Below are 20,942 nucleotides of genomic sequence, written 5' to 3' on the forward strand. Positions count from 1 at the left end.
GATACTGAGGGTCAATTACCTTCTTTGCCGTGGATTCTGTTTTTCAATAACATCTATACAGGCGACACGGGTCAAACATGGACACCGAACTTTATCAATCTGACACAAACAGCGCCGCCTAAAATTACAGGGCGCTTCTATCAGCTATCCCGAACGATTGCTTACTACGCTATAACAATCACACCCACACCGGGCAATTCCACGTCTGCATCGGCTGGTACAACCTACGTCGATAACTTCCCCCTGAAAGCTCAGGCAGATGGTGCAAACCTGATTGTATCCGGCTTATTGGGTGGTCAGCCGGGAATGTTCGAGGCTCAAACCAACCGTATTTATCCAACCGGATGGTCTGCTGTAACCGTTCCATTAACAATCGTTGGATTGGTAGAAGCCTTATGATCGAATTCAATTTTACCCCTTTCCATGATGTTATGATTGATATTGCCGAGTTGCTTCCGGAGCATGAGTCAGAGGTGATGTATTATGGGCCGGTTAACGTGGATTGGAATTATTATATGGCGGCTGGAATGGCTGGGCAGTGTCATGCTGTCACCGTCCGCGACAACGGTTATCTGGTCGGTTATTCAGTATTCACCATTGATAACAATCCTAATCACAAGCACACAATAGAAGCGTCAAACGCTGCTATTTTTCTGGATAAGGGGTATCGGGGGAAGATCGGGCGCGAGATGTTTCTTTATGCCCAAAAACGCCTTTCTGGCATGGGAGTGAAAGAAATCCACTACATGATTAAGGATGAACGCATTGGTAAACTTCTTGGCCGTATGGGATATGCGCCAGATCACACGGTATGGAGTATCGCAGTATGAGTAAAAGCATTAAAAAATTCGTTGGATCGGTAGCCCCTATTGCCGCTGGTTTTATCCCCGGTATTGGCCCCCTTGGTGCTGCGGCCATTGGCGCGGGCGGTGGCCTGTTATCGGGTGGCGGCCTGAAAGGTGCGATCCTTGGTGGTGTGGGTGGTGCCATTGGTGCAGGAGCTGGTAAGGGGTTAATTGGTAATGCAACAGGATTGTCAGGCGCTGGATTAAATGCCGCATCCAAAGGTCTTGGCGGCGCTATCTCCGGGGCTGGCTCAGGTGGATTAAAGGGCGCTCTGTTAGGTGGTGTGGCTGGTGGTTTGGGTGGATATGGAAGTAGCCTGATTTCTGATCCGTATGGCGCTATTGAAGCGGGCGGGTTGACTGGTAGATTTCTTGAAAGCGGTGTGGGCCAAACGTTCCTCAAGGGTGGAAATTCCATTGCTAATGCTTTGACGGGATCGGGTAGTGGCGGAAGCTCGTTGGGCAAAATTGCTGCCGTGGGTGGTGCCGCTAACAGTTACATGGCACAAGAGCAAGCGGAAGATGATATCCTGGCACAGCAAGCCCGTTCAGAAGCTGCTCTTGCTCCTTATCAGCAGATTGGATTGCAATCTCAACAAAGCTTATCAGACCGATTAAAAGCGGGTTTTGATATTGGTGATTATCAGTCTGACCCATCCTATCAATTCCAATTGGATCAAGGTCAGAACGCTATCGACCGTTCCCTTGGCGCTAAGGGCAAGATGTTCTCAGGTGAAGCTCTAAAAGCCTCTCAGGACTATGGTCAGGGCTTAGCAAGCCAGTACTACGGTGATGCCTTTACACGCTGGTTGCAGGAAAACGGCCAAATGGGTAGTTTGGGTAATTCCGGACAAGCTGCGGCTGGTGCTATGACTGGTGTCTACGATAATGTAGGTAATGCACAGGCTAATGCTGGCGTGGCTCAATCTAATGTCTTAAATGGTATGTTATCCGGTCTGTCTGGTGCTGGTGCCTCCGATATTATCGGTTACGATGCCAACGGCCAGCCGATCTATAAACGTCAACAATCAATGTTTGGATAAAACATGCCGGTAGATTTCAACGTATTCCACAAAGCCAAGACGGTAGCGGATTTTAACCGTGAAGCGGAAGAACATGCCCTGAAACGTCAGGCTCTTGGTATCCGTGGGGCTGGTGGTGCAACCCTCATGGCCACACAACAGCTCATGGCAAGTGATCCAAGTTTGGACTTTGGGACAGCGTATTCGATTGCTAAATCTGGTCTAGGTCAGGGGGTCATGTTCAATCAGGGTCAGGCGCAAGCTATTCCTGGTTATCAAGAAACTGCTGCGCAAGGGGAAGGGATGAAAGCTGGTAGTGAGCAAGCTGCTCGTAAAGCTGTTGACCTGACCATGCTGCCACAGATTAAAGGGGCTGAAACGTCCGCTAAACTGAGCGCCGAAGCTGGTGCAGTTGTTGATAAAAAGGGTGTCCAGGCTAATGATGTTATGGGTATCCTGGATGAAGCTGATCCACTTCTTGACAATGCCACGGGCAGCATGATTGGGGCAGGGGTGGCTACTGGTAAACAGTTCTTTGGCCGTAGTGATGATGCCACGCAAGCCAATGCAGCATTGAAGGTTTTGGGCGGTCGTCTGGTGTCTAATATCCCCCGAATGGAAGGGCCTCAATCCGATAAGGATGTGTCCCTTTATCGGGAGCAAGCTGGACGTATCGCTGACCCCACAGTCCCAGCGGGTGATAAACGCGCTGCTATTGCGGCAATCCGGTCACTTAATGAGAAATACACCAATAAAGCTGTTTTACCAGATATGCCACTATTACCAGGCACTAATCAGCAAGCCGCAAAACCTATCCCTTCATCAGCCCCTAAGCCAGGTTCGCGTTTGGGTGATTATATGTTTACGGGTGGTGACCCAGCCCAGCAAGCTAACTGGAAAAAGGTTCAATAATGAAGCCTTGGGAACAGTTCCAGCCTCAAACACCAGTTTCAAAACCCTGGGAGCAATTTGCTGCAAACAAGGAGCCTACAAAAGAGGTTGGTGTTGGTCGTACTGCCTTCGATCAAGCTTTACAGGGGGCGACCTTTGGATTTGCTGACGAAGCGACTGACGCCTTGGCCGCTGGTGTGGTATCACCTTTTGTTGACGAGAGTTTTAGTGATCTGTATAATCAGGCAAGACAATCCTCAAAAGAACAGTTAAACGCTGAATTTGAGCAAAATCCAGGTACGTCTATTGCCGCCAATATTGTTGGTGGCTTGGTAACAGGTGGTGCAGGTGCAACGACAAAAGCCGGACAATCGGTTGGGAATTTTATTCGCTCTGGTAACACAGCAGCGCGTATTGGTAAAGGCGCACTTGCTGGTGCCGCTTCCGGTGGTGCCTATGGCGCTGGGTCAGCTAATGACGGTGAACGCATCGAGGGCGCACAACGCGGTGGCCTTCTTGGCGGTGTGGCTGGTGCCGCTATTCCTGTTGTTGGGGCTGCGGCTGGTGCATTAAAGTCTAAACCCTCCATTACCTCTGATATGATTAAGGCCAAGTCGTCCGAGGCTTACAAGTTGGCTGACGAAGCTGGCGGTGTTCTTACACCTAACTTCTCAAACAAATTCGCTCAAAGTATGGCCGATATCTTGCCGAAAGACGAGATTGGTATTGCTCTGTCTAAAAATAATCCATCAACCAAGATTGTTGGTGAGCTGAATGAGATAATTCAGAACAAGCCTTTAACCCTGCAAAACCTACAAGCCATTGACGAGTTCCTTGGTAACAAGGTTGACGATCTGATGGACGCTGGCCGATTAACCAAAGAAGGCCGCAAGGTTCTCGACATTCAGGATACGCTTAGAAACCTGGTTGACAGTGCTGACGATACGATGATTGCTGGTGGCAAAGAAGGTTTTGAGAGCCTTAAAGAGGGTCGGCGCTTGTGGTCTGCTCAGGCCAAGCTACGCGATATTGAAAAGATTATTGCCCGCGCTGAAATGACAGACAACCCAGCAACGGCCATTAAAACAGGTTTTAGAAACCTTGCTCTGAATGAAAAGCGTCTGCGTGGCTTCTCCCCTGAACAGCGCAAAGCCATTAACAAGGCTGCCGAGAGTGGCATTATCAGTGATACCCTCAGAACATTAGGAAGCCGTTTAACGCCTATTATTGCTGGTGCGTCTGGTGGTGGTTTAGGTGCAACCGCGCTGGCGCAAGCTGGTTCTATGGCATCCCGTGGGGCTGCTACAAAAATGCAAGTCGGTAAGGCTGCAAAAGTTGCTCGAATGGTGGCTGATGACGCTGGAATTACGATTGACGATATCATGAAGCTTCCACCCGCCGAAGCTCAAAAACTATTGAAAAGAGGAAAATAATGGCCGTTTTAATGACCCCTCCATATCTGGAATTTCAAGATGCCGACGGTCAACCGCTAACTGGCGGTAAGGTGTTTACCTATGCCTCTGGTACATCTGATCCCAAAGCAGCCTTTTCAGATAGTAGCGAAAGCGTTCAACTTCCTAATCCTATCATCCTGGATGCTGCTGGCCGTGCGGTTATTTGGATTTCTGGATCGTATAAGTTTGTTATCACAGATGCCCTGAATAACATCATTAGAACAGTTGATAACGTCACAAGCTTTAATGCGACCGCCGCTGCCAGTAACTCATATTTCCAATCGTTTTCGGGTAATGGCTCGCAGACAGTGTTTACCTTGTCTGAGGATTTGGGGACGGATGAAAATTCGATCATGGTTTTCGTCGACGCTGGAGGGGCTGGCACTGTCACTAATACGCCCATTTTCAATAATCTGACCGCTGCCGCCGCACAGACAAACTATACGCTTGTGGGCGATTTTGGAACCGACGAATACGCAGTCATGGTGTTTGTTAACACGACTACTAAGGGTTACGAAGTCCTTAAACCAACTCAATACACCGTTAATGGTACAAGCTTGACGCTAGTTACTGCGCCAACAGTAACGGGTGCCGACTCTGTGTATATCTTTAAAAATCCTGTTCTGTCATCCTCTGTCGGTAAGGGCTTTGAAATTCAGAACCCAAACACATACACATTGAGCGGAACATCGTTATCGTTTATAACACCTCCGGCCACGGGTACTAATAACGTGATGGTTTTTGCCCCATCAACCCTGGTAAACGCTGCCGCCGCGTCTGCTGCTGCTGCCGAAGGTTTTGCGGATGCCGCAAATTTAAGCGCCGTTAACGCTGCCGCAAGTGAGGTTGCCGCTGAAAACGCCGCCATTGTCGCCTCAAGTCAGGCGACAAGCTTCGTTGGAACATCGGTCACAAGTGTAACCATTGGTACGGGTGCTAAGGCGTTCGTTACTCAGGCTGGTAAAAACTTCCTTGTTGGTGAGTTTCTGACCATTGCTTACACGTCTGCACCAGCAAATTACATGTGGGGTCAGGTGACAGCTTACAACTCCTTAACTGGTGATTTGAGTGTCAATGTGACCGCTATTGGTGGATCAGGGACGCAAGCAAACTGGACAATCGCATTATCTGGCGAACGTGGCGTAGCTGGTCCCGCTATTAGTGATGGTGATAAAGGTGATGTTATTGTTTCCGGGGGTGGCAGTGTATGGACAGTGGACACCACAGCAGTCCCGGCATTTACAGGTGATAGTGGCGCTGGCGGATCAAAAGGCCTGGTTCCATCTCCCGCTGCGGGGGATGCTGCCGCCGAAAAAGTTCTTAAGGCATCGGGAGGGTGGGGAGTTCCACAGCCGAGAGCCGCTACGGAAGTCGCTGCTAGTGGCGCATCTATTGACTTTTTAAACATCCCGGCTGGCACAAGGCGAATTACAATAAGCCTGAGTGGCGTTTCAACCAATGGAACATCTAACCCGTTGATTCAACTGGGGGATAGTGGTGGCATTGAAAACACAGGATATGCTTGCTCTGGTTCAGGTGGTGCAGCCGCTAACTATACAACTGGTTTTGGTTTTAATTTTAACCTTGCTGCCAATGCACTACATGGCGTTATTGTCCTAACACTTCTCTCTGCATCAGGTTCTGTATGGTCTGCTGGTGGATGGTTGGCAACCTCAAACGCTGCCGGGGTAGGTGTAATGGGTGGTAGCAAGCAGCTTTCAGCAACACTTGACCGCATCCGTATCACAACTGTATCAGGAGCTGACGCATATGATGCTGGCTTCATTAACATCTTATACGAGTAAATCAATGGAAATCCCAAACAACTTCATTGACTGGATCGTAACGGCCTTGGCGGGGTTGGTGGGATATCTCTGGAAAACTATAAATGGTCGAATTGACGGCTTGACAGATCGCTTTAATAAGCATGAAATACACGTTGCGAATACTTATCCTACCAAAGATGACGTAAGGTCAAATTTCAAAGATATTAAAGAGACTCTGAAAGATCAGACCGAGAAACTTGACCAGATCGTTGAAAAACTCGCTAACAAAGAAGATCGGAAACGCAATTGACCATTTCTGTTACCCTGCATCGTGTGGCTGAACACGGACAAAACACCATTGGTGTCCTTAAAATCGACCATAAAGACCATCCGACCATCTGGACGTGTGAAGATTTATGGCGTGATAATGAGAAGAACGTGTCCAGTATTCCAGCCGGAACCTATCGCTGTGACCCTCATGGGTGGGAAGATCATAACAAATACACGTTTAAACGGGTCTGGCAGGTCGTGGGCGTAAAGGGACGTAATGCTATCCTCCTGCATGCCGGAAACGACCACACCGATACCATGGGGTGTATCCTTGTGGGGTTTGGCATCTGGAATGCCGGGATTACTGATAGCGTCAAGGCGATTGAATACTTACGCAAGACCATTGGCGAGAAGTCGTTTACCTTAACTATCAAAGATGATATACTGAATTAACCCAAAGGAGTGAATATGAAAGATGTTCTGAAATACCTTATTGCCCGTCTTAGCGAGGCTTCTACATGGCGCGGTCTGGTTGCTCTGGCAACTGGTCTTGGTGTCCACCTTGATACAATGGACGCTGACAAGATCGTGGCTGCTGGTCTCGGTTTGATTGGTTTAATAGGTGTGTTCTTCAAGGACAAAACCCCACCTGTAGCGCCGGAATCCGTTGTCAAGAAGTAATGGCTAAGGTCATTATTGCCTTTTTAGAGTGGCTGTCACCTATGGTGATGGCCTTTCTTTTGGGTCAGAAAAAATCAGAACTGGATCGTGCTGATGAAGAAAAAGAAGCTGCCGCTTATATTGCAAACCGTCTTGCTAATCGCCCTGTTGATCGGGCTGACCTTGTTAATCAGTTGCGCGCCAAAGCCGCCAATAAGAACAACCCTGATTGATTATGATAGTGCTTTTCTTTTGTGCGTTGCTGACGAGCTGGAAGCCAAGGTATCGGGGCCGTGTACCGAACAAGCTTTAAAAGATTGGTTCGCCCTGGTGGTTGAGTAACCACTACTAATATGAAATATAGCAGATTATATGTAACTCACTGTATATGATTTCAGGTTTCTAATTTTTATCTTGCGGGGAACGGACATCCCTAAAAAAATAATATTCATGTCTATCTCCTCAAAACAACAAGAACGTCGCACCGCCTGGTATACAGCACAAAGAGAAAAATCGGAATCGCAAAAAAGGGCCTTATTTATAGGGGGTGTTGCACTGGCTTTTCATTTCGTGTTTTTTGTCATTTTAGGTAATTCAAGCATTTTCTGGAGCATAATTATTGGTTTGGTATTTGGCGGTTTCAGGTTTTTTTTCAGCGGTAGAAAAAGAAATTTTGATGAACATTTATCAGAAGATCAGCTTAATGCTACGTTAAAAACAGAATATCAGGAACACCGGGAAAAAGAGGGTGACAAAGGGATAGATATTGTAAAATGGGAGGTTGAAAAAGGAATGATGGCAAAGAACACAGCAACCACAAATGAGGTTGTTCAAGGGTTGGGGTCGAAATATCCTATCAAGCTGCCAGATCCATCGGTGCAAGATTTCGACTTCTTTAAAACAGCACAGGAAGTTTATCGTTTCGATGGCCATACCCCCATTGGCGGATCAATTTTCTGGGATGGTCAAGGTCACATGATAACGGTCGGCGGTGCCAGAGTTGGTGGAAAAGGATCTTGCCTTATATTGCCAGCCCTCTTAAGCCCAACGAACTTCTTTCCGGGCGCAACTTCTTTTGTATGCCTTGATCCAAAAGGGGAAAATATAGCTGTATCAGGAAGATTCCTGAAAGAAGCTGGTTACAATGTAATTTGCATTAATCCTTTCCAGATACCGGAAATAGTCAAATTTGGCAATTCAGGGTTTAATGTCTTTGACACATTTTCGGCGAACGATTTTGATTTCGACAAGTTTGCGGACATGATTGCAAATAGCATTGTTGTATCCGTACCCGGGAGCCATCCGCACTTCGACAAGACAGCTAGATCATATATAAGCCTGTATATCAGACACCTCATGACGCAGAATGAGGAACCCAAAAACTTCACAACCCTTTACAGGTGGTTAAGGCTGGCAGGTGACGAGCGGATGGACTTCCTGCAAAATAAAATAGGCAGAAACAATTCATTCGATGGCGATGTGTCAAATGAGGCGTTCAGCATATTTAGCCAGATTTCGTCGGGAGCTGGTAAGGAAGTGGAAAGCACATATTCTACAATCCGTGCAGCAACAGACTGTTTCAAAAGCATGCCTTTGCGTGATTCAATATCCCGGTCTGACTTCGATATGACCTCTATTGCAAAAGAGAAAACTGCCATTTTTGTGTGTATGAATCCATCTGATCTGAACGATAATCAAGCATGGCTCAGGATATTATTCGGATCCATGATCCGTACATTGACCAAGCACTACAGCAAAACCCGTAAGGTCGTCATGATTATGGATGAATTTCCGACAATGGGTTATTTCAAAGAATTTGAAATCATGAGCGGTTTTATGGCGGGATATAACGTAACGTTATGGCCAATCATGCAGGATTTGACACAACTAAAGGGTCTGTACCCTAAAACATGGGAGACGTTCATCAACAATGCGGTTATAAGGCACTTTACAGGTATTGGAGACAATTTCACAGCAGACTATGTATCAAAAAGGCTTCCTGTAGTTAACACAGGATCAGAAGATAAGCCACGTTACGAGCCTATATTGCGTGCAGATGAAGTCATGACCAACGAAAACATTATCGCCTTTATCAGCGGGGTTAAAAAACCGGTATTTATGTACAAAACACCTTATTGGGAAAGAAGTATATATCGTGGCGGTGCTGATCCAAATCCGTTCCGCTAATAGCTGTGTTCCTGATCCTGTTTTTTATGATTATCGTATTGCTGACGCGCCTTCGTGAACCTGTCAGACTTCTCGTCGATTTCGTGGTGCAGTGATTGTTCAGCCATTTGCGTTTGCAATTCCTTTCTTTTCATCTCTGCATATTCCTGATTTTTCTCCATTTCAGCGTAATGCCGACGTATCATGTCGTTAATCTCACCCTTTTGGCGCTGGTTAAATTCTACGGCAGTCTCGGGTGAAATGTGTCCATTATTAATCCTGTTCAAATTACCCCAATCAGTAAATAGCCTATCCCTGATCTGGCTTTCTTCCTGTTGATGACGTTTATACATGTCATTGATAGTTTCCATATCCCATGTTGTTTAGTATGAATGCCCCTGATCCAGGTTCTTCCGCATTTCGTATAGGCGGCGCTGACGCTCCCATTTATCAGGTTCCATTTCTGGCTCTGGTTCCGGGATTGTAGGTTGAATATCGGTTTTATTTTCCTCAAAAACAACCCGTGTCTCTTTGACAGATTGTCTCTTTTCAACAGTAATTTTATGTAGTGCTTCGGCTTCTGTTTGTAGCCTGATCTGGTCGAGCTGCTTCTTGACTTCGGCGGTCTTAATCCCATCCAACTGACGAACTAAATCAAGGCTCTTACCGTCCTGTGTAATAACCTTGTATGGCCGACGATCCAACCCTTTTGCCACTTGGTAACCAATGGCTTCGGCGTGTTCAATGAACTCAACCCCATCCTTGGAAAAATCCCATATTTCAGTGAGAGTTTTCTTATGGTCAACCTCCTGCGTTTTGTCCCGCCGCCAAGGGGTGGGGGCATGGCCTAACGCTGCCTCAATCTCATGACGAGCCTTGTTGTTCTTGTAGTAATTAAAGTTATCTCGGCGCAATGTTCCTGTGTCATGGTCGTACCGTTCAAAGACAAGGTGGGCATGGGTAGAGCCGTTTTTGGTATGCAGCACAGCAGCCCATTTCTGGCCTTCCAGCTCGTTGAATTTGGCATACGTCTCAATACAGTAGTGCCAGTCTTTATCGGTCATGGCGACCGCCTCATGGGGACGTGGGGCTATCTGGCCGTGGTGCAATCCTTTGGTTCCGTCTGTCAGCTCAACAGTCAGCTCCATCTCGATCAGTGACCGTTTCAGGTCGTTAGGCGTAGCTGTCCCGTGGATACCCAAGACACGGATTTCCTCATTGTCCCGCTTGTCCAGAAGGTAGTTAGCCAACTGGACAGCATCACCTCTCGATTTACCCTTAACTATCATAATCGAACTCGTCGTGTATCTTGTTAGCTATAAACGTAATCTGCGCCTGGGCGGCACTTGTGTCCTCTGGCTGTGCCTCCAACAACCGCCGGATGTGACCAAGATTTGATAATGCCTGTATAAGGGTCGCACGTTCCTTTGTAGGGGCTTTGCGCTTAGGTGGCTCACCAGCACACTTTAACTCAATCCAGCTCGTAGCGGTCAACCCAGCGGCCTTAGCGTTGCTATGGATTAGCGCCTTGGTTTCATCACTCACACGTATGTTAATATTAGCCATGTCTTATCCTGTTAAACGGGGTCAAGGGGATACCCATTGCAAGATTGTGGTGGGGTCGGAATATAGCTTTTTAGCTAAATTGTGATCACAGCGCATGTCTTGCTTAATGTAACACAAAGCTACCACTCTTAGAACAAAATAGCAACACACGATTTTAGTTGACACGTAGTGGCGACTGTGAGAATACTAGTACCTGGCCGACTTACTCACTTGCAATAATGCAAAGTCTGCCTAGAAGCGTTAGTGAGAGCGTTATAGGTGCTGACCCTACGGCAGAGCTAGGGGACACTGAAAGCCATGTGTTAGATCCAAGATATAGGCTTGACAGTCGGAGAGACGATAACCTTTCTTTATGTGTCTTGTGGGCAAGTGGCTCAGGCCAAGATTAGCAGCAAGGCACTTATGGACAGGTTACTGTCTTAAAAGCGCGGGTTTCGGTGATGCCCCATAGGTGTTGAAAAAAACACCGTGAGCTATGAAAGCTTGTGGCTTGGGGATTGAAAAATACTAAGCAAACCGATGACAGCTCGGAAAGACGGCACTCCTACCCTAACCTTGGCTTAAAGTTGGGCACATTCTGTGGCGTAGCCACAGTCTTACCTAAGTTGAGCTGAGCCATGTGGAACTCGTTATAGTCCCCATACCCCTCAAACTTATATTCAATATCTCCCCCACCCCAGCTATTTTCATTGGCGAATTTGAATAATTTTTCTTTGGCGATGTCGCCAGCTTCACCCTTCTGGGGGCACTGGATAAGGGTGCTTCTTGGTTGCTGTTTCAGGTAATCAATAGCCTGATCAGTCATGCTGGTGCTGTTCAGGATGATATAGTGATATGTGCCCTTTGGGGGCTTGTCCACACTGAGAAAAGTACCAAAATCAGGCATACCCTCGAACACAAAATAAGGCGCTTCCGGACGCTCTGCCAGGAAGTGAGTAAAGCCCTTATGGCCGACACAGGTTTTAAGCCACGCACCATGGCGCTGGGTTCTAACCTCATATCCTCCGGCAGTGTTTTCAATGCCAAAGGCAGTGATTTTTTGCTTGGGATAATCCTTGTGATAAAAGCTGATATCCCTTAGGTACGGCTGCATGATAACCGGATCAATACCCCGGCTGCTCAGGTATTGAGCTGCTGGTGACGGGCTGCGTCCCTTGTATAACTGGAACGGATTGACGGCTGTTAGGATGTATGCTGGTTCGGTCACGCGCTTTATCTCCTGCTTGATTGTCGGGATAGTGTAGCCTGAGCCTACGGTCTTTTCAATGAATTTGAGGGCATCCGGTACACTGATATCGCCATTCATCTTGAATATCAGGTTAAAGATGTTTCCACCCTCCCCTACCCCGTGGTCATACCACGCGGTTTTATCTGGTGAGAGTTTGAAGGATGCGGTTAGCTCGTTTCGGAAGGGCGAATTATACCATTTGGTATTGCTGGTTTCCCTTACGCATACGTGTCCCAGATTTTCCAGGAATTCATCTAGCGGTATCTGCTTAGCCTCAGAAATTTTCATACAGGGTTAAGATAAGCATATTCACCGTATTGTTTAACAGCTGCTGTATTATAAGCGCGGGCTGCTTCAATCTCGCTATTATAAACACCTAAATGGATAAACTTTCCACCAGGGCGCATTAAAGCCTTCCATGTGGTTTTTGTTTTACCCTTGCATTCGTAAACACCTTTAAACTTCTTACCGTTAGGTGCCTTTTTATTTTGCAAATTATTCTTTGCTGAACAAACCCTTAAATTCTCACGGCGATTATCAAGTCGGTCACGGTTGATGTGGTCAGTGTGCATTCCCGGCTCCCGAGCGACCAGTAAATGATGCATCATAATCTGCTTTTTTTGCTTGTTTGAATAATCATGCCTCGCAGCGTAACCGCAAGCGGTTACATACCATTTCCATTGATTTAGGAAGTCAAAATCTTCATTATCAACAGTTACAAACTGACCACGGGTCAAGGGGATTTGTTTTGGCATTCATAGGCTCCGATAAGCGAGGGTTAAACTGGCCTTCATGCTGTATCGGCAGCAATCTACTTTCGGCCATGCCTGGCACCAGTAGACCTATTATAGATATTATCTATGAGGGTGTCAATTTTTAATTATATCATTTCTTTAAAAAGTGCAATTCCGGCGGAACTTCCTTCTCAACAGTTATCCACAGCTTGAAAAGCTAATAAAGGTTTTATTTTTTATAGGTGTATTAAATAAAGGGTTGGTTGAGTAGTTGACAGTAGTAAAAGTGAGTAGTTGACTGTTAATTAAGTGAGTAGTTGACTGTTCATAACTCATTTAATCGCCTCTTTTTCAACGACTTATCAACATATTTTTCCGGTTTACTGTCAACTTCTCGTTTATCGAGGGTTAAACCTGTGATTATCAGCTTCTTAGGTATGGGCGGTGCGCTATGGTGAAGCATCAATCCCCTACCCGCTTTTTCCTCTATTCGAGCGTCTGTGTATAGACTTTTGACCAATTTGAGCGTCCTGGTGAAGTTTATCCGGAAATCAGCGATCCGGCCATAATCCTTACCAAACTGCTCATACAACGTCTGCCAGCCCAGGAACTGCGGCTTGTTAGCTGGTATCCTATGCAATCTGTGTGCCAGAAAGGTATAAATATCCAGCCCTGTAACGTTGCCAGATAAGGCAAGCAAGTGGCTCTTAGCCAGGGGCACGGCGTGATCCATCAGGTTATGAAAGTATTCCTCTGATAACACGATACGGGACGGCCATAGCATGAGTTGGCCGGGGTGCTGGTCAGGGAATAGGGTAAAACCCGTCACAAGGGGCATATTGACGTTCTCCTGTCCTGCTGCGCTGTCATAGGTCATACGGATAACACAGGACGCCATGCGGCTGATCTGGTCACGGATAGTCGCTATTTGGCTCCCGCCCTCGCTAAACCCCATAAAGGTAGTGAAGTCGGTCAAGTTGTCCGTTGGCATCTCTATCGTGCGATTTTGCGTCTTTAAAGCGATTGTATTGAGCGTTGCTAGGATAATCCTTGCCTTGGCACCATACGGAAGCCCTAAATAGCGTAAATCGTGTGTTATCGGGTCAAATACTGGCATAGGCATGACGTACAGGTTCATCTTGCCGGATTCCGTCACCCAAACCTTATCAGGGGCTATATCCGGCTCACGCCTCGGAAAGTAACAATGCGCCATAACAGAGCTTTGAAATAGCAGTTCCCGGTCGTCCGGTTCCTCCATGTATGCTTCATAGATAAGCTTAGACCTACGAACAGCCACTTTTGACGTACCATCCGGCTTGGGTTTTGGGGCTTTCTTTTTGTCACTCATTTAGCGCTTGTTTTAACGTTAAAATTGGTGTTATAATTAGCGTGTTGCCTGTGGTCTAATGGTCAAGACAAACGAATGTGGCTCGTTTAATGCCAGTTCAATTCTGGTCGGGCACCCCAATGCGGTATTAGTGTCAACGGATTAGCACAATAGCCTTCCAAGCTGAAAGTACGGGTTCAAATCCTGTATACCGCACCATCACACACTATACTTACGGCGTTCACGCTCGATTTTCTCCTGAATAGCTTCCACTACCCAATCATGGACAGATATCGTGATTTTACGACTGCGGCTCACTGGTGGCCGTTTATCGCGTAGCTTCTTGATAGCCTCCATTTCTTCGGCAGTCATAATCAGCTTGATACTCTTGGTAGCGCCTGGATCGGATGGCGCGCTTTCGACCGTTGCCCTCCCACCCTTGTTAATGATGGCCTCAATCTGTTTCTCGGATACCACTTTCTTAGGCGGTGACAGGGATATTGACATGGCTGATACGTTTAAATAGTTCTGTGATCTCGTTAATGGCTTTGGGGTCTGACTTCTCCCCCATTTCAAACACGGTTAACCCGGCTGATCCGGCGTTAGGATACGCCTTGCGGTTCTTGACCGGACAATCAAGGAAGGTCATTTGCTCGATGGATGCCAATGCGTCAGCACTCTCCCGATTATCTGCGCTTGTAATGTCTGCGCGGTTCAGGAACGTGTAGGCTGTGAGCGGTGTAGCACGGGTGGCCTGTATTTCGTCTAGGATCGCGCTAAACTTGGCGAGTGTCCAGATATCATGACTTCGCGGCTGGATCGGTATGATAGCCACGTCTGACACGAATAGCGCAGAACGCTGGCTTGTTGTATCCCTACCTCCGGTGTCGATCACAATGTGGTCGTACTTTGGCTTTAATGTCTCCACTTGCTTGCGTAAGTTCGCTCCCACGAGCTGCACGAGTGTATAGCCTACATTACCCTCTAAGGTCTGCTCTCGCCACGCTGTGAAGTCGCTGGCCGTCCCCTGCTCGTCGGCATCGACAAATAACACGTCAAACCCTTGCTTTGATAGCCAGACGGTAAAATGCTCGGCAATTGTGCTACGGCCAGAGCCACCTTTTTCACCAGCGGTTGTATATACTGCCATGAGACGTTTGTTTAAACGGTGAATTTGACGCTAAAATAAGCGTTTTAATCTGATATATAAAATATGTTTAAAATTATGTTCTAATTAACGCTAAATTTGACGTTAAAATATGTAGGACGGGCTATATAATAGGTGGTGCCTTAACCAATATATACCAGTGTTGAGTTTATAAGCGAGGATGGCACTCCTTCTTATAAGGTTTTCACTTTGCGGCTTACCCGCCCTATCTGGATTATAACGCTATTTTCAAAGTTAATACAAGCATTATTTTTGACGTTAAATAAAACACTAAATCTAGTGCTTGACACCCGTTCAAAGTGGCTGATATAGTGGCACTCATGAAAGCAAACGACAATCAGGTTGATGGACAACACTACCGCAAATCCATTCAGGTTTGGGATTTCATTGCGGCCAATGAGTTAGACTACTTTCAGGGAAATGTTGTGAAATATTCCTGCCGTTTCAAGGACAAGAACGGCATTGCTGACCTGAAAAAAGCACGTCATTATCTTGATAAAATGATTGAGATGATTGAAACAGGTTCTTACCCAGGATATTTAGATGCCAGATGAAGCGATTGAAGCCTTGCTCGTTCACCTTGGTGTAACAGAATTTGAGGGCTACTAATGAAAATCGACTGGACAACCATCTATCGTAAACACGGGGTTAGAAACCTCTCACAACTGGTTAACAAGACGGGCGGCATCAGATCAACTGGCCGCCTTTTGAATATTCCAGCTACCTCAATAGCGACAAAGCTTGCTTATGAGGAAAAGGAACTGGCTACCAAGCCCCAGCGCATCCTTTATTTCACAGATACCCACGTCCAGCCAAAACTTGAAACCGACCATCTTGTTTGGATCGGTAAGCATATCAAGGATACCAACCCCGATTATATCATCAATGGGGGCGATTTTGCGGACGCTGAGAGCCTGTGTTCCCATGTGCGCAATGAGACACTGGAAGGCAAGTCTAAGCCTGTTCTGCTGGTAGATATGGGTGCTATGGATGAAGCTATGGGTATCCTCAATGAAGCTGCTGGCCGTAGTGACTTTCATGTAACCCTAGGTAATCATGAGGCGCGTATCTGGGCGTTTGAGAATAACAATCCTGAAATTTCTGGTTTGCTGATCGAGAAGTTTGACAGCATCTATGAGAAGCACGGTTGGACGTATTCTAAGTATGGCGTTTACCACACGGTAGGCGGGGTGGACTTCACCCATGCGCCAATGGCTATGAGTGGCAAGCCAGTAGGAGGGAAGCTGTCGGTTAACAACGTAGCATCCAACTCGATTGCAGATTGCGTCTATGGACATACCCACATGAAGGCCGAGTTTAGCGTTAAGAAATTTGGACCCGATAGACAGGTCACAGCGATTAACGGCGGCTGTTCTATGCCGATTGGCTATATCCCGAAATACGCACAGGCTGGATCGACTGGCTACTGGCACGGCATCATTGAAATAGAGGTACAGAATGGCGCGATCAAAGACACCACCTACGTCTCGCTCGAAAAGCTCAAACGCAAGTACGCCTAGATCAAAGGTAGTATTTGCTGACGAGTACCGCGAGTTTGAGGAAACGCTTCACGTCTGCCTGTCCTGTATTCATGTGGAATGGAAAGCCACACCGGTCAAGCCGTCCATTGAGGAATACATGATCTGCGAGAAGTGCCAGGATGACAAGATACTTGTTGTCCGTGGTGAGATCGGGACGGTTAATGTGTTGCTCTCAAATGCAGCTTGGCAGAAGTCTAAGAAGAAGCCAGCTCGTAAGAAATAGTCTAGCTTGGACGATGTTTTAATGCAGCTGCTGCCATAGCCAACTGATCCGGATCAATCGTTATCTGCTGGCACATTCGGGCAGCTTCGGCATAAACACTCATAGGGTAGGAAGGGACGAAATCTTTATCCTGAACAATAAACGGGATGCCGGATCGCGGCCATTTTACGCTTTCCAGTTCGGTGATTGAAACGTCGCCCAGCTCTGGCGAACCCATACCGAGGTCACACAGGCCAAAGGCGATATCGTCATAAAATGGGTCGTATTCAGATAGGAGCCAGATCATCGTATCATCGAGAGATGACAGCATAACGACAGGCGGGTGATCTTCGGCCTTTTCCTGCGTAACATCATAATGGTTACGGATCATCTGGGCTTTGAGGTCATCGGGGATAAGTCTGGACATATCCAGACTATAGATCAGCCGATACGTTTTTGCAACAGCTTATAGGCTTCCTGTAGATTGATCATATTAATTATTTCCACGGGAACCTCGCGGCTTTCTAAAATCCGGACTGATCGCTGGATTAACCTTTCGCCGGTGGCCTTGCGATCCAGCATAATCATATTAAGATCGCCAACGATTTCATCGGCCAGATCGAGTTTGCCGGACTGCGCGCATTGCCTTATTATAATTTCAAGCCGGTCGAACTCGTGGTTGATATATCTTTCTGACGTTACCATGGGTGCTGCTGATTTTTTACATTAAATATAACATCTGCATTGCATTTTTCCTTGATAAAAATATTTATCGCTTTGCTGTTGCGTCGTATTTTCGTCTTTATCATAAAAATACTTATCCAACAGATTTTAAAACCTGCTGGATAAATCCTATTTGACTATAAACTATCCGACCATCTTGAATTGTACTTTTTCAATCTGGCACGGTGTACAGTTATCGTTCGCAGGCTTCGTGATCTCCTGCAAGCTGTGCAGATACTCGAACGCCTTGCTGGCCTGGCTTGCCATCGGGATAACCAGTTTGGTGTTATCTGAAAAAGCCTTCAACCAGTGGCTGATATACTGAGCGTGATCCGGACGTGGGGCATCGGCAATTCCCCAGTCAGCGCACAAGAAGGCTGATCCCATTTCAGCAACGACTTCCTCCAATGCGTAATTTTTATCGCCATACTTTTTGCCCATGTCACGATTAAGTCGGTGTTTCGGACCTGTCCAGTGTGTCAGCTCATGCGCTAATACGGCGTAGATGGACTCTGTGACGGTCTGCGTCGGCGTTCCGGTAAACAGTCGGCGTTCCGGCATCGTGATCTCGTCGGTGCGGTGGCTGTAAAATGCCCTGTCGCCTTGGTAATAAACAACAGCACCAGTTTTGGCGACAAACTGATCAATATGATGGATTCGCTCATAATTGAGAACAGGGCGGGGTTGTGGTTCAGTTTCTTTGTAGGATTGAAGCTGAGAACGGTTAAAGACAGTGTAGGTTTTCAGGAACGGGATCTTGTCGATTTCCTCTTTGCCTTCCTTCTGCTTTTCAATGAAGTCATAATAAACAACCGTCGTTCCCTTTGATCCTTTGCGGATAGTCTCTTTACGATCCGACCATTGTTTGAATGTGCCAAACTCGTTGGTTGGAAATTCGCCGAGCCAAAGGAGGGCTATGTTAATCCCTTTATAACGTTTACCACTGTCGATGTTGACAGGTAGCTCGTATGAGGCTGTGTGTTCACCCTCTTGCCAAGGCTTATGCCACGGCGCTGTACCCTGTTCCATCTGGGCAATAATTTTGTTGGTAATCTCGGTGTGTAAGTCGCGGGACATTAATCATTCTCCTGTGTGTTTTGGCGCGTAAAGATCGTCGGTGTCTGGTTTGAAGGATTTGCGCAGGTAGGGTTTATCTGGATAGCCCGGTCGTTTCATCCAATGGCTTGGTGCCATAGCATCTAGTTCATGATCGTCACCATCACGATCATCCCAGCATTCATGTTCACAGTTCCAGCACAATTCTTTGACTTGCCCGTCATGAAATACGTAACAGTCAATCTGCTCATAATTTAACAAGCCCGGCTTTTTTGGAAGATCGTCCGTGCTGTTAATTTGTATCCAAGTTTGTGGCACGGCGGGCTGTGACAACACAACGGATCGCAATTTACGGATGCAGGTAAAAAACCAATTATCGTTATTATCGTTAGACGTTGTTTTAAGGATGCGTTCAGCGAGTTCCAAAGCCGCCGCCCGATCCGTGTCGGTGACTGGCAGGGCAAGTCTGTTGGTGGAATAGAGGTGGTCGATTATCATATTCATGGTGTTCAATGCCACTAATGTTTGTGAATTGTCGAATAGCTTCTGACGTATGATAATTTCAAATTCACCTTTTAGAATATCATCCTGCAAAGCCTGCGTGTCGGAGTGGTGGGTCATGATTGTTCCTCAATCTGTAAAAAAGGTTCTCGATCTAAATACTCTGAATGCGCTGATTTCCATCCCCACTTTCCCTTGTTATCTTTCACCCATTGGTACATGATACCCTTATCGGACAGTCCGTATATCGCGTCAGCTCCTCGCTCACCTCGCCATGTTGTTTGTCGATTAGCAGAGATGATTTGAATTATCTTTTCCATCACGCCCCGCCCTGTCTCTGTGCTGCCGCTTGGATTTCAGCGATACGCTCTTGAAACGGTCTGGATAGATTTGCGCCACACCATTTAAGGTAAGCATCGATATCAGCAAGCAGCTCCATCACATCCCCCATCGGCGCACCCTGTATGATCCCTTTGGACGCGAGGTGGTCGATTATCTGTGTGGCTGCTTGGCGTTTTAATGCGCGGCTGACAGTGCCTTTCAGCATGGTTTGCGAAACCACATCCATGCATTCCAGCTTCAAAGCATCCAAATCAACCTGTGCTGCGACGGTCGGGGCGGGTGGGCGTTGGGTGAGGTAATGGCGCAGAGCATTACGCCACCAATAACGCTTTGGGTATCGTTCGCCTTTATCGGGGAAATCAGGGTAATAACATCCATCTAATGAACCCTCACCTAGTAAATATTTAATCACGTCAGGCACATCCTGCTCTGGCGCTTTCGCCTGGGCGAGATAAAGCCGACCAACACGCTTCAAAAGATCAAGATGTTCATCATACATATTGCCACTGTTTTCAGAGCAAATATCTTCAAGCTGTTTCAGATCAATGGTCATGTCGTCTCCTTAATTAGATGGTGCGCAAATTGCAGCATGTTGGTTGGCATTGTTCTCGACTTTGACATCTGGACCAATTTTTGAATTTTCCAGAGCTTCATAACATTCTTCACGAGACGCATATTCTGTTTTAATTGTTTGACCGCATCCCCAGCCGTTACAAGCAAGATAAATAGCTAAAATCCATTTCATGTCGTCGTCTCCTTTGCGGCTGCTTCGAGTAGGATGCGGATGGTTTTTCGGTGCTTGTTAAACCATCCAATGACTTCACTGGTGTGATCCATGAAAATCATCTCGGTATGCGCGTTGATCGCATCCTCCCGGCTCACAACAGGCGCTGCGACAGGGGCGCGGGTGTTCCATCCTTCTATAGCATTTCTTTTTGAAGTTGCATTTTCATTTGATCCGCCACATTGTAGGTTCGCTGTACAACGAACACCATATCTGTACAATCCATAACCAACCATCTTCTGACCTTCTGATGATTTTTTCTTGAATATCTCGGCTTGCTCACCACAGAACGGGCAAGGCAGCAGGGTTTCGGCTAATTCAGACATATTTACCTTCTCCTAATTTTGTAACAAATTCCTTATAAGCGTTATGTGCTTCTAATTCTGTGTCATATCGCCCAATGATAAAACGTTTCCGTTTGAATGTAGTGAAAGCAACAAACTTGCTGTTTTTGCTAAATCTCTGAACGCCCTTCATAAAGTATTTACCCTTTGAGCAATGGTTGCCGTTCTCACGGTTTGTTACATATTCTAGGTTTTCTAATCTGTTATCATTCTTAATGCCATTAATATGGTTTACCTGTAACTTTGAAGGCGCAACGAAAGCTGCCATCATAATGCGGTGAACCTTTGTTTTTACACCAACACTATCTCTATGAAGAATGACAGCAGGATAACCCCAACCATCTGGGCAACA

30 protein-coding genes and 2 tRNA genes are annotated in these 20,942 nt (G+C 46.7%); 16 read left to right on the top strand and 16 right to left on the bottom strand.

The genetic code is table 11. The annotated features are described in order from the left end of the window. The first annotated feature begins 24 nt into the window (after nt 1–24). The 11 genes from LZG74_RS25500 to LZG74_RS25550 all read left to right on the top strand — a co-directional run bounded on the left by LZG74_RS25500 (nt 25) and on the right by LZG74_RS25550 (nt 9,095). Nucleotides 25–399, top strand: a complete 375-nt coding sequence (locus LZG74_RS25500) for a hypothetical protein (RefSeq protein WP_233799282.1) — start codon at nt 25–27, stop codon at nt 397–399. Further along, the gene (locus LZG74_RS25505; RefSeq protein ID WP_233799283.1) at nt 396–830 is read left to right on the top strand and encodes a GNAT family N-acetyltransferase; all 435 of its coding nucleotides are present in this window, start codon (nt 396–398) and stop codon (nt 828–830) included. Before LZG74_RS25500 ends, LZG74_RS25505 begins: the two co-directional genes overlap by 4 nt. Continuing rightward, a complete protein-coding gene (locus LZG74_RS25510; RefSeq protein WP_233799284.1) occupies nt 812–1,888 on the top strand; it encodes a hypothetical protein in 1,077 nt (358 codons plus the stop codon). Before LZG74_RS25505 ends, LZG74_RS25510 begins: the two co-directional genes overlap by 19 nt. Nucleotides 1,889–1,891: 3 nt before the next feature. Next, nucleotides 1,892–2,779, top strand: coding sequence for a hypothetical protein (locus LZG74_RS25515; protein ID WP_233799285.1), 888 nt, complete (start codon nt 1,892–1,894; stop codon nt 2,777–2,779). Then, complete coding sequence (locus LZG74_RS25520; protein ID WP_233799286.1) at nt 2,779–4,191, top strand: hypothetical protein; 1,413 nt, start codon at nt 2,779–2,781, stop codon at nt 4,189–4,191. The genes LZG74_RS25515 and LZG74_RS25520 overlap by 1 nt, the downstream gene beginning before the upstream one ends. Then, nucleotides 4,191–6,017: a hypothetical protein gene (locus LZG74_RS25525; RefSeq protein ID WP_233799287.1), complete on the top strand. Its 1,827-nt coding sequence runs from the start codon at nt 4,191–4,193 to the stop codon at nt 6,015–6,017. Before LZG74_RS25520 ends, LZG74_RS25525 begins: the two co-directional genes overlap by 1 nt. A 4-nt stretch (nt 6,018–6,021) precedes the next feature. Then, nucleotides 6,022–6,288, top strand: coding sequence for a hypothetical protein (locus LZG74_RS25530; RefSeq protein ID WP_233799288.1), 267 nt, complete (start codon nt 6,022–6,024; stop codon nt 6,286–6,288). A gap of 23 nt (nt 6,289–6,311) precedes the next feature. Next, nucleotides 6,312–6,701, top strand: a complete 390-nt coding sequence (locus LZG74_RS25535; RefSeq protein ID WP_233799289.1) for a DUF5675 family protein — start codon at nt 6,312–6,314, stop codon at nt 6,699–6,701. Between the two features lie 15 nt (nt 6,702–6,716). Continuing rightward, nucleotides 6,717–6,929 carry a hypothetical protein gene (locus tag LZG74_RS25540; protein WP_233799290.1) on the top strand — a complete coding sequence of 71 codons (213 nt, stop codon included), beginning with the start codon at nt 6,717–6,719 and terminating at the stop codon, nt 6,927–6,929. Further along, nucleotides 6,929–7,141: a hypothetical protein gene (locus LZG74_RS25545; RefSeq protein ID WP_233799291.1), complete on the top strand. Its 213-nt coding sequence runs from the start codon at nt 6,929–6,931 to the stop codon at nt 7,139–7,141. Before LZG74_RS25540 ends, LZG74_RS25545 begins: the two co-directional genes overlap by 1 nt. 217 nt (nt 7,142–7,358) lie before the next feature. After that, nucleotides 7,359–9,095, top strand: a complete 1,737-nt coding sequence (locus tag LZG74_RS25550; protein WP_233799292.1) for a type IV secretory system conjugative DNA transfer family protein — start codon at nt 7,359–7,361, stop codon at nt 9,093–9,095. Here the strand turns inward: LZG74_RS25550 and LZG74_RS25555 are convergent. From LZG74_RS25555 to LZG74_RS25575, 6 genes are all read right to left on the bottom strand, one after another. After that, entirely contained in the window at nt 9,092–9,445 is a 354-nt protein-coding gene (locus tag LZG74_RS25555; protein ID WP_233799293.1) for a hypothetical protein, read from the bottom strand. The genes LZG74_RS25550 and LZG74_RS25555 overlap by 4 nt on opposite strands. Nucleotides 9,446–9,457: 12 nt before the next feature. Next, entirely contained in the window at nt 9,458–10,363 is a 906-nt protein-coding gene (locus LZG74_RS25560) for a relaxase/mobilization nuclease domain-containing protein (RefSeq protein WP_233799294.1), read from the bottom strand. After that, entirely contained in the window at nt 10,353–10,640 is a 288-nt protein-coding gene (locus tag LZG74_RS26625; protein WP_409014534.1) for a plasmid mobilization protein, read from the bottom strand. The genes LZG74_RS25560 and LZG74_RS26625 overlap by 11 nt, the downstream gene beginning before the upstream one ends. A gap of 544 nt (nt 10,641–11,184) precedes the next feature. After that, nucleotides 11,185–12,156 carry a toprim domain-containing protein gene (locus LZG74_RS25565; protein WP_233799295.1) on the bottom strand — a complete coding sequence of 324 codons (972 nt, stop codon included), beginning with the start codon at nt 12,154–12,156 and terminating at the stop codon, nt 11,185–11,187. Continuing rightward, nucleotides 12,153–12,623 carry an HNH endonuclease gene (locus LZG74_RS25570; protein ID WP_233799296.1) on the bottom strand — a complete coding sequence of 157 codons (471 nt, stop codon included), beginning with the start codon at nt 12,621–12,623 and terminating at the stop codon, nt 12,153–12,155. Before LZG74_RS25570 ends, LZG74_RS25565 begins: the two co-directional genes overlap by 4 nt. Nucleotides 12,624–12,927: 304 nt before the next feature. Further along, complete coding sequence (locus tag LZG74_RS25575; RefSeq protein ID WP_233799297.1) at nt 12,928–13,950, bottom strand: replication protein RepA; 1,023 nt, start codon at nt 13,948–13,950, stop codon at nt 12,928–12,930. A 43-nt stretch (nt 13,951–13,993) separates the two neighbouring features. On the opposite strand from LZG74_RS25575, the gene LZG74_RS25580 reads away from it, so the two are divergent. After that, nucleotides 13,994–14,069 (top strand) — tRNA-His (locus tag LZG74_RS25580). A gap of 2 nt (nt 14,070–14,071) precedes the next feature. After that, a tRNA-Gly gene (locus LZG74_RS25585) sits at nt 14,072–14,148 on the top strand. Here LZG74_RS25585 and LZG74_RS25590 read toward each other — a convergent pair. Beyond that, nucleotides 14,149–14,436 (bottom strand): hypothetical protein, encoded by a 288-nt coding sequence (locus tag LZG74_RS25590; protein ID WP_233799298.1) that lies wholly within the window; start codon nt 14,434–14,436, stop codon nt 14,149–14,151. Further along, nucleotides 14,411–15,079: an AAA family ATPase gene (locus tag LZG74_RS25595; RefSeq protein ID WP_233799299.1), complete on the bottom strand. Its 669-nt coding sequence runs from the start codon at nt 15,077–15,079 to the stop codon at nt 14,411–14,413. Before LZG74_RS25595 ends, LZG74_RS25590 begins: the two co-directional genes overlap by 26 nt. A 338-nt stretch (nt 15,080–15,417) precedes the next feature. Between LZG74_RS25595 and LZG74_RS25600 the strand changes: the two genes are divergently transcribed. From LZG74_RS25600 to LZG74_RS25610, 3 genes are all read left to right on the top strand, one after another. Beyond that, complete coding sequence (locus LZG74_RS25600) at nt 15,418–15,651, top strand: DUF3310 domain-containing protein (protein ID WP_233799300.1); 234 nt, start codon at nt 15,418–15,420, stop codon at nt 15,649–15,651. A 54-nt stretch (nt 15,652–15,705) separates the two neighbouring features. Further along, entirely contained in the window at nt 15,706–16,617 is a 912-nt protein-coding gene (locus tag LZG74_RS25605; RefSeq protein WP_233799301.1) for a metallophosphoesterase, read from the top strand. Between the two features lie 73 nt (nt 16,618–16,690). After that, nucleotides 16,691–16,861, top strand: coding sequence for a hypothetical protein (locus LZG74_RS25610; protein ID WP_233799302.1), 171 nt, complete (start codon nt 16,691–16,693; stop codon nt 16,859–16,861). Between the two features lies 1 nt (nt 16,862). Here LZG74_RS25610 and LZG74_RS25615 read toward each other — a convergent pair whose 3' ends face one another. The 8 genes from LZG74_RS25615 to LZG74_RS25650 all read right to left on the bottom strand — a co-directional run. Continuing rightward, on the bottom strand, nt 16,863–17,267 hold the full coding sequence (locus LZG74_RS25615; RefSeq protein WP_233799303.1) for a DUF2958 domain-containing protein: 405 nt from the start codon (nt 17,265–17,267) through the stop codon (nt 16,863–16,865). 14 nt (nt 17,268–17,281) lie between these two features. After that, entirely contained in the window at nt 17,282–17,545 is a 264-nt protein-coding gene (locus tag LZG74_RS25620; RefSeq protein WP_233799304.1) for a hypothetical protein, read from the bottom strand. Nucleotides 17,546–17,707: 162 nt separating this feature from the next. After that, entirely contained in the window at nt 17,708–18,640 is a 933-nt protein-coding gene (locus LZG74_RS25625; protein ID WP_255699680.1) for an ArdC family protein, read from the bottom strand. Nucleotides 18,641–18,643: 3 nt separating this feature from the next. Beyond that, on the bottom strand, nt 18,644–19,240 hold the full coding sequence (locus LZG74_RS25630) for a hypothetical protein (RefSeq protein WP_233799306.1): 597 nt from the start codon (nt 19,238–19,240) through the stop codon (nt 18,644–18,646). Nucleotides 19,241–19,439: 199 nt separating this feature from the next. Next, nucleotides 19,440–20,015 carry a hypothetical protein gene (locus LZG74_RS25635; protein WP_233799307.1) on the bottom strand — a complete coding sequence of 192 codons (576 nt, stop codon included), beginning with the start codon at nt 20,013–20,015 and terminating at the stop codon, nt 19,440–19,442. A gap of 9 nt (nt 20,016–20,024) precedes the next feature. Then, nucleotides 20,025–20,207, bottom strand: a complete 183-nt coding sequence (locus tag LZG74_RS25640) for a hypothetical protein (protein ID WP_233799308.1) — start codon at nt 20,205–20,207, stop codon at nt 20,025–20,027. After that, nucleotides 20,204–20,572, bottom strand: a complete 369-nt coding sequence (locus tag LZG74_RS25645) for a Lar family restriction alleviation protein (protein ID WP_233799309.1) — start codon at nt 20,570–20,572, stop codon at nt 20,204–20,206. Before LZG74_RS25645 ends, LZG74_RS25640 begins: the two co-directional genes overlap by 4 nt. After that, the coding region (locus LZG74_RS25650; RefSeq protein ID WP_233799310.1) for an HNH endonuclease at nt 20,565–20,942 on the bottom strand (378 nt) is incomplete at its 5' end. The genes LZG74_RS25650 and LZG74_RS25645, both read right to left, overlap by 8 nt.

This window comes from Dyadobacter sp. CY327 (assembly GCF_021390415.1).
GTDB lineage: Bacteria > Bacteroidota > Bacteroidia > Cytophagales > Spirosomataceae > Dyadobacter > Dyadobacter chenhuakuii.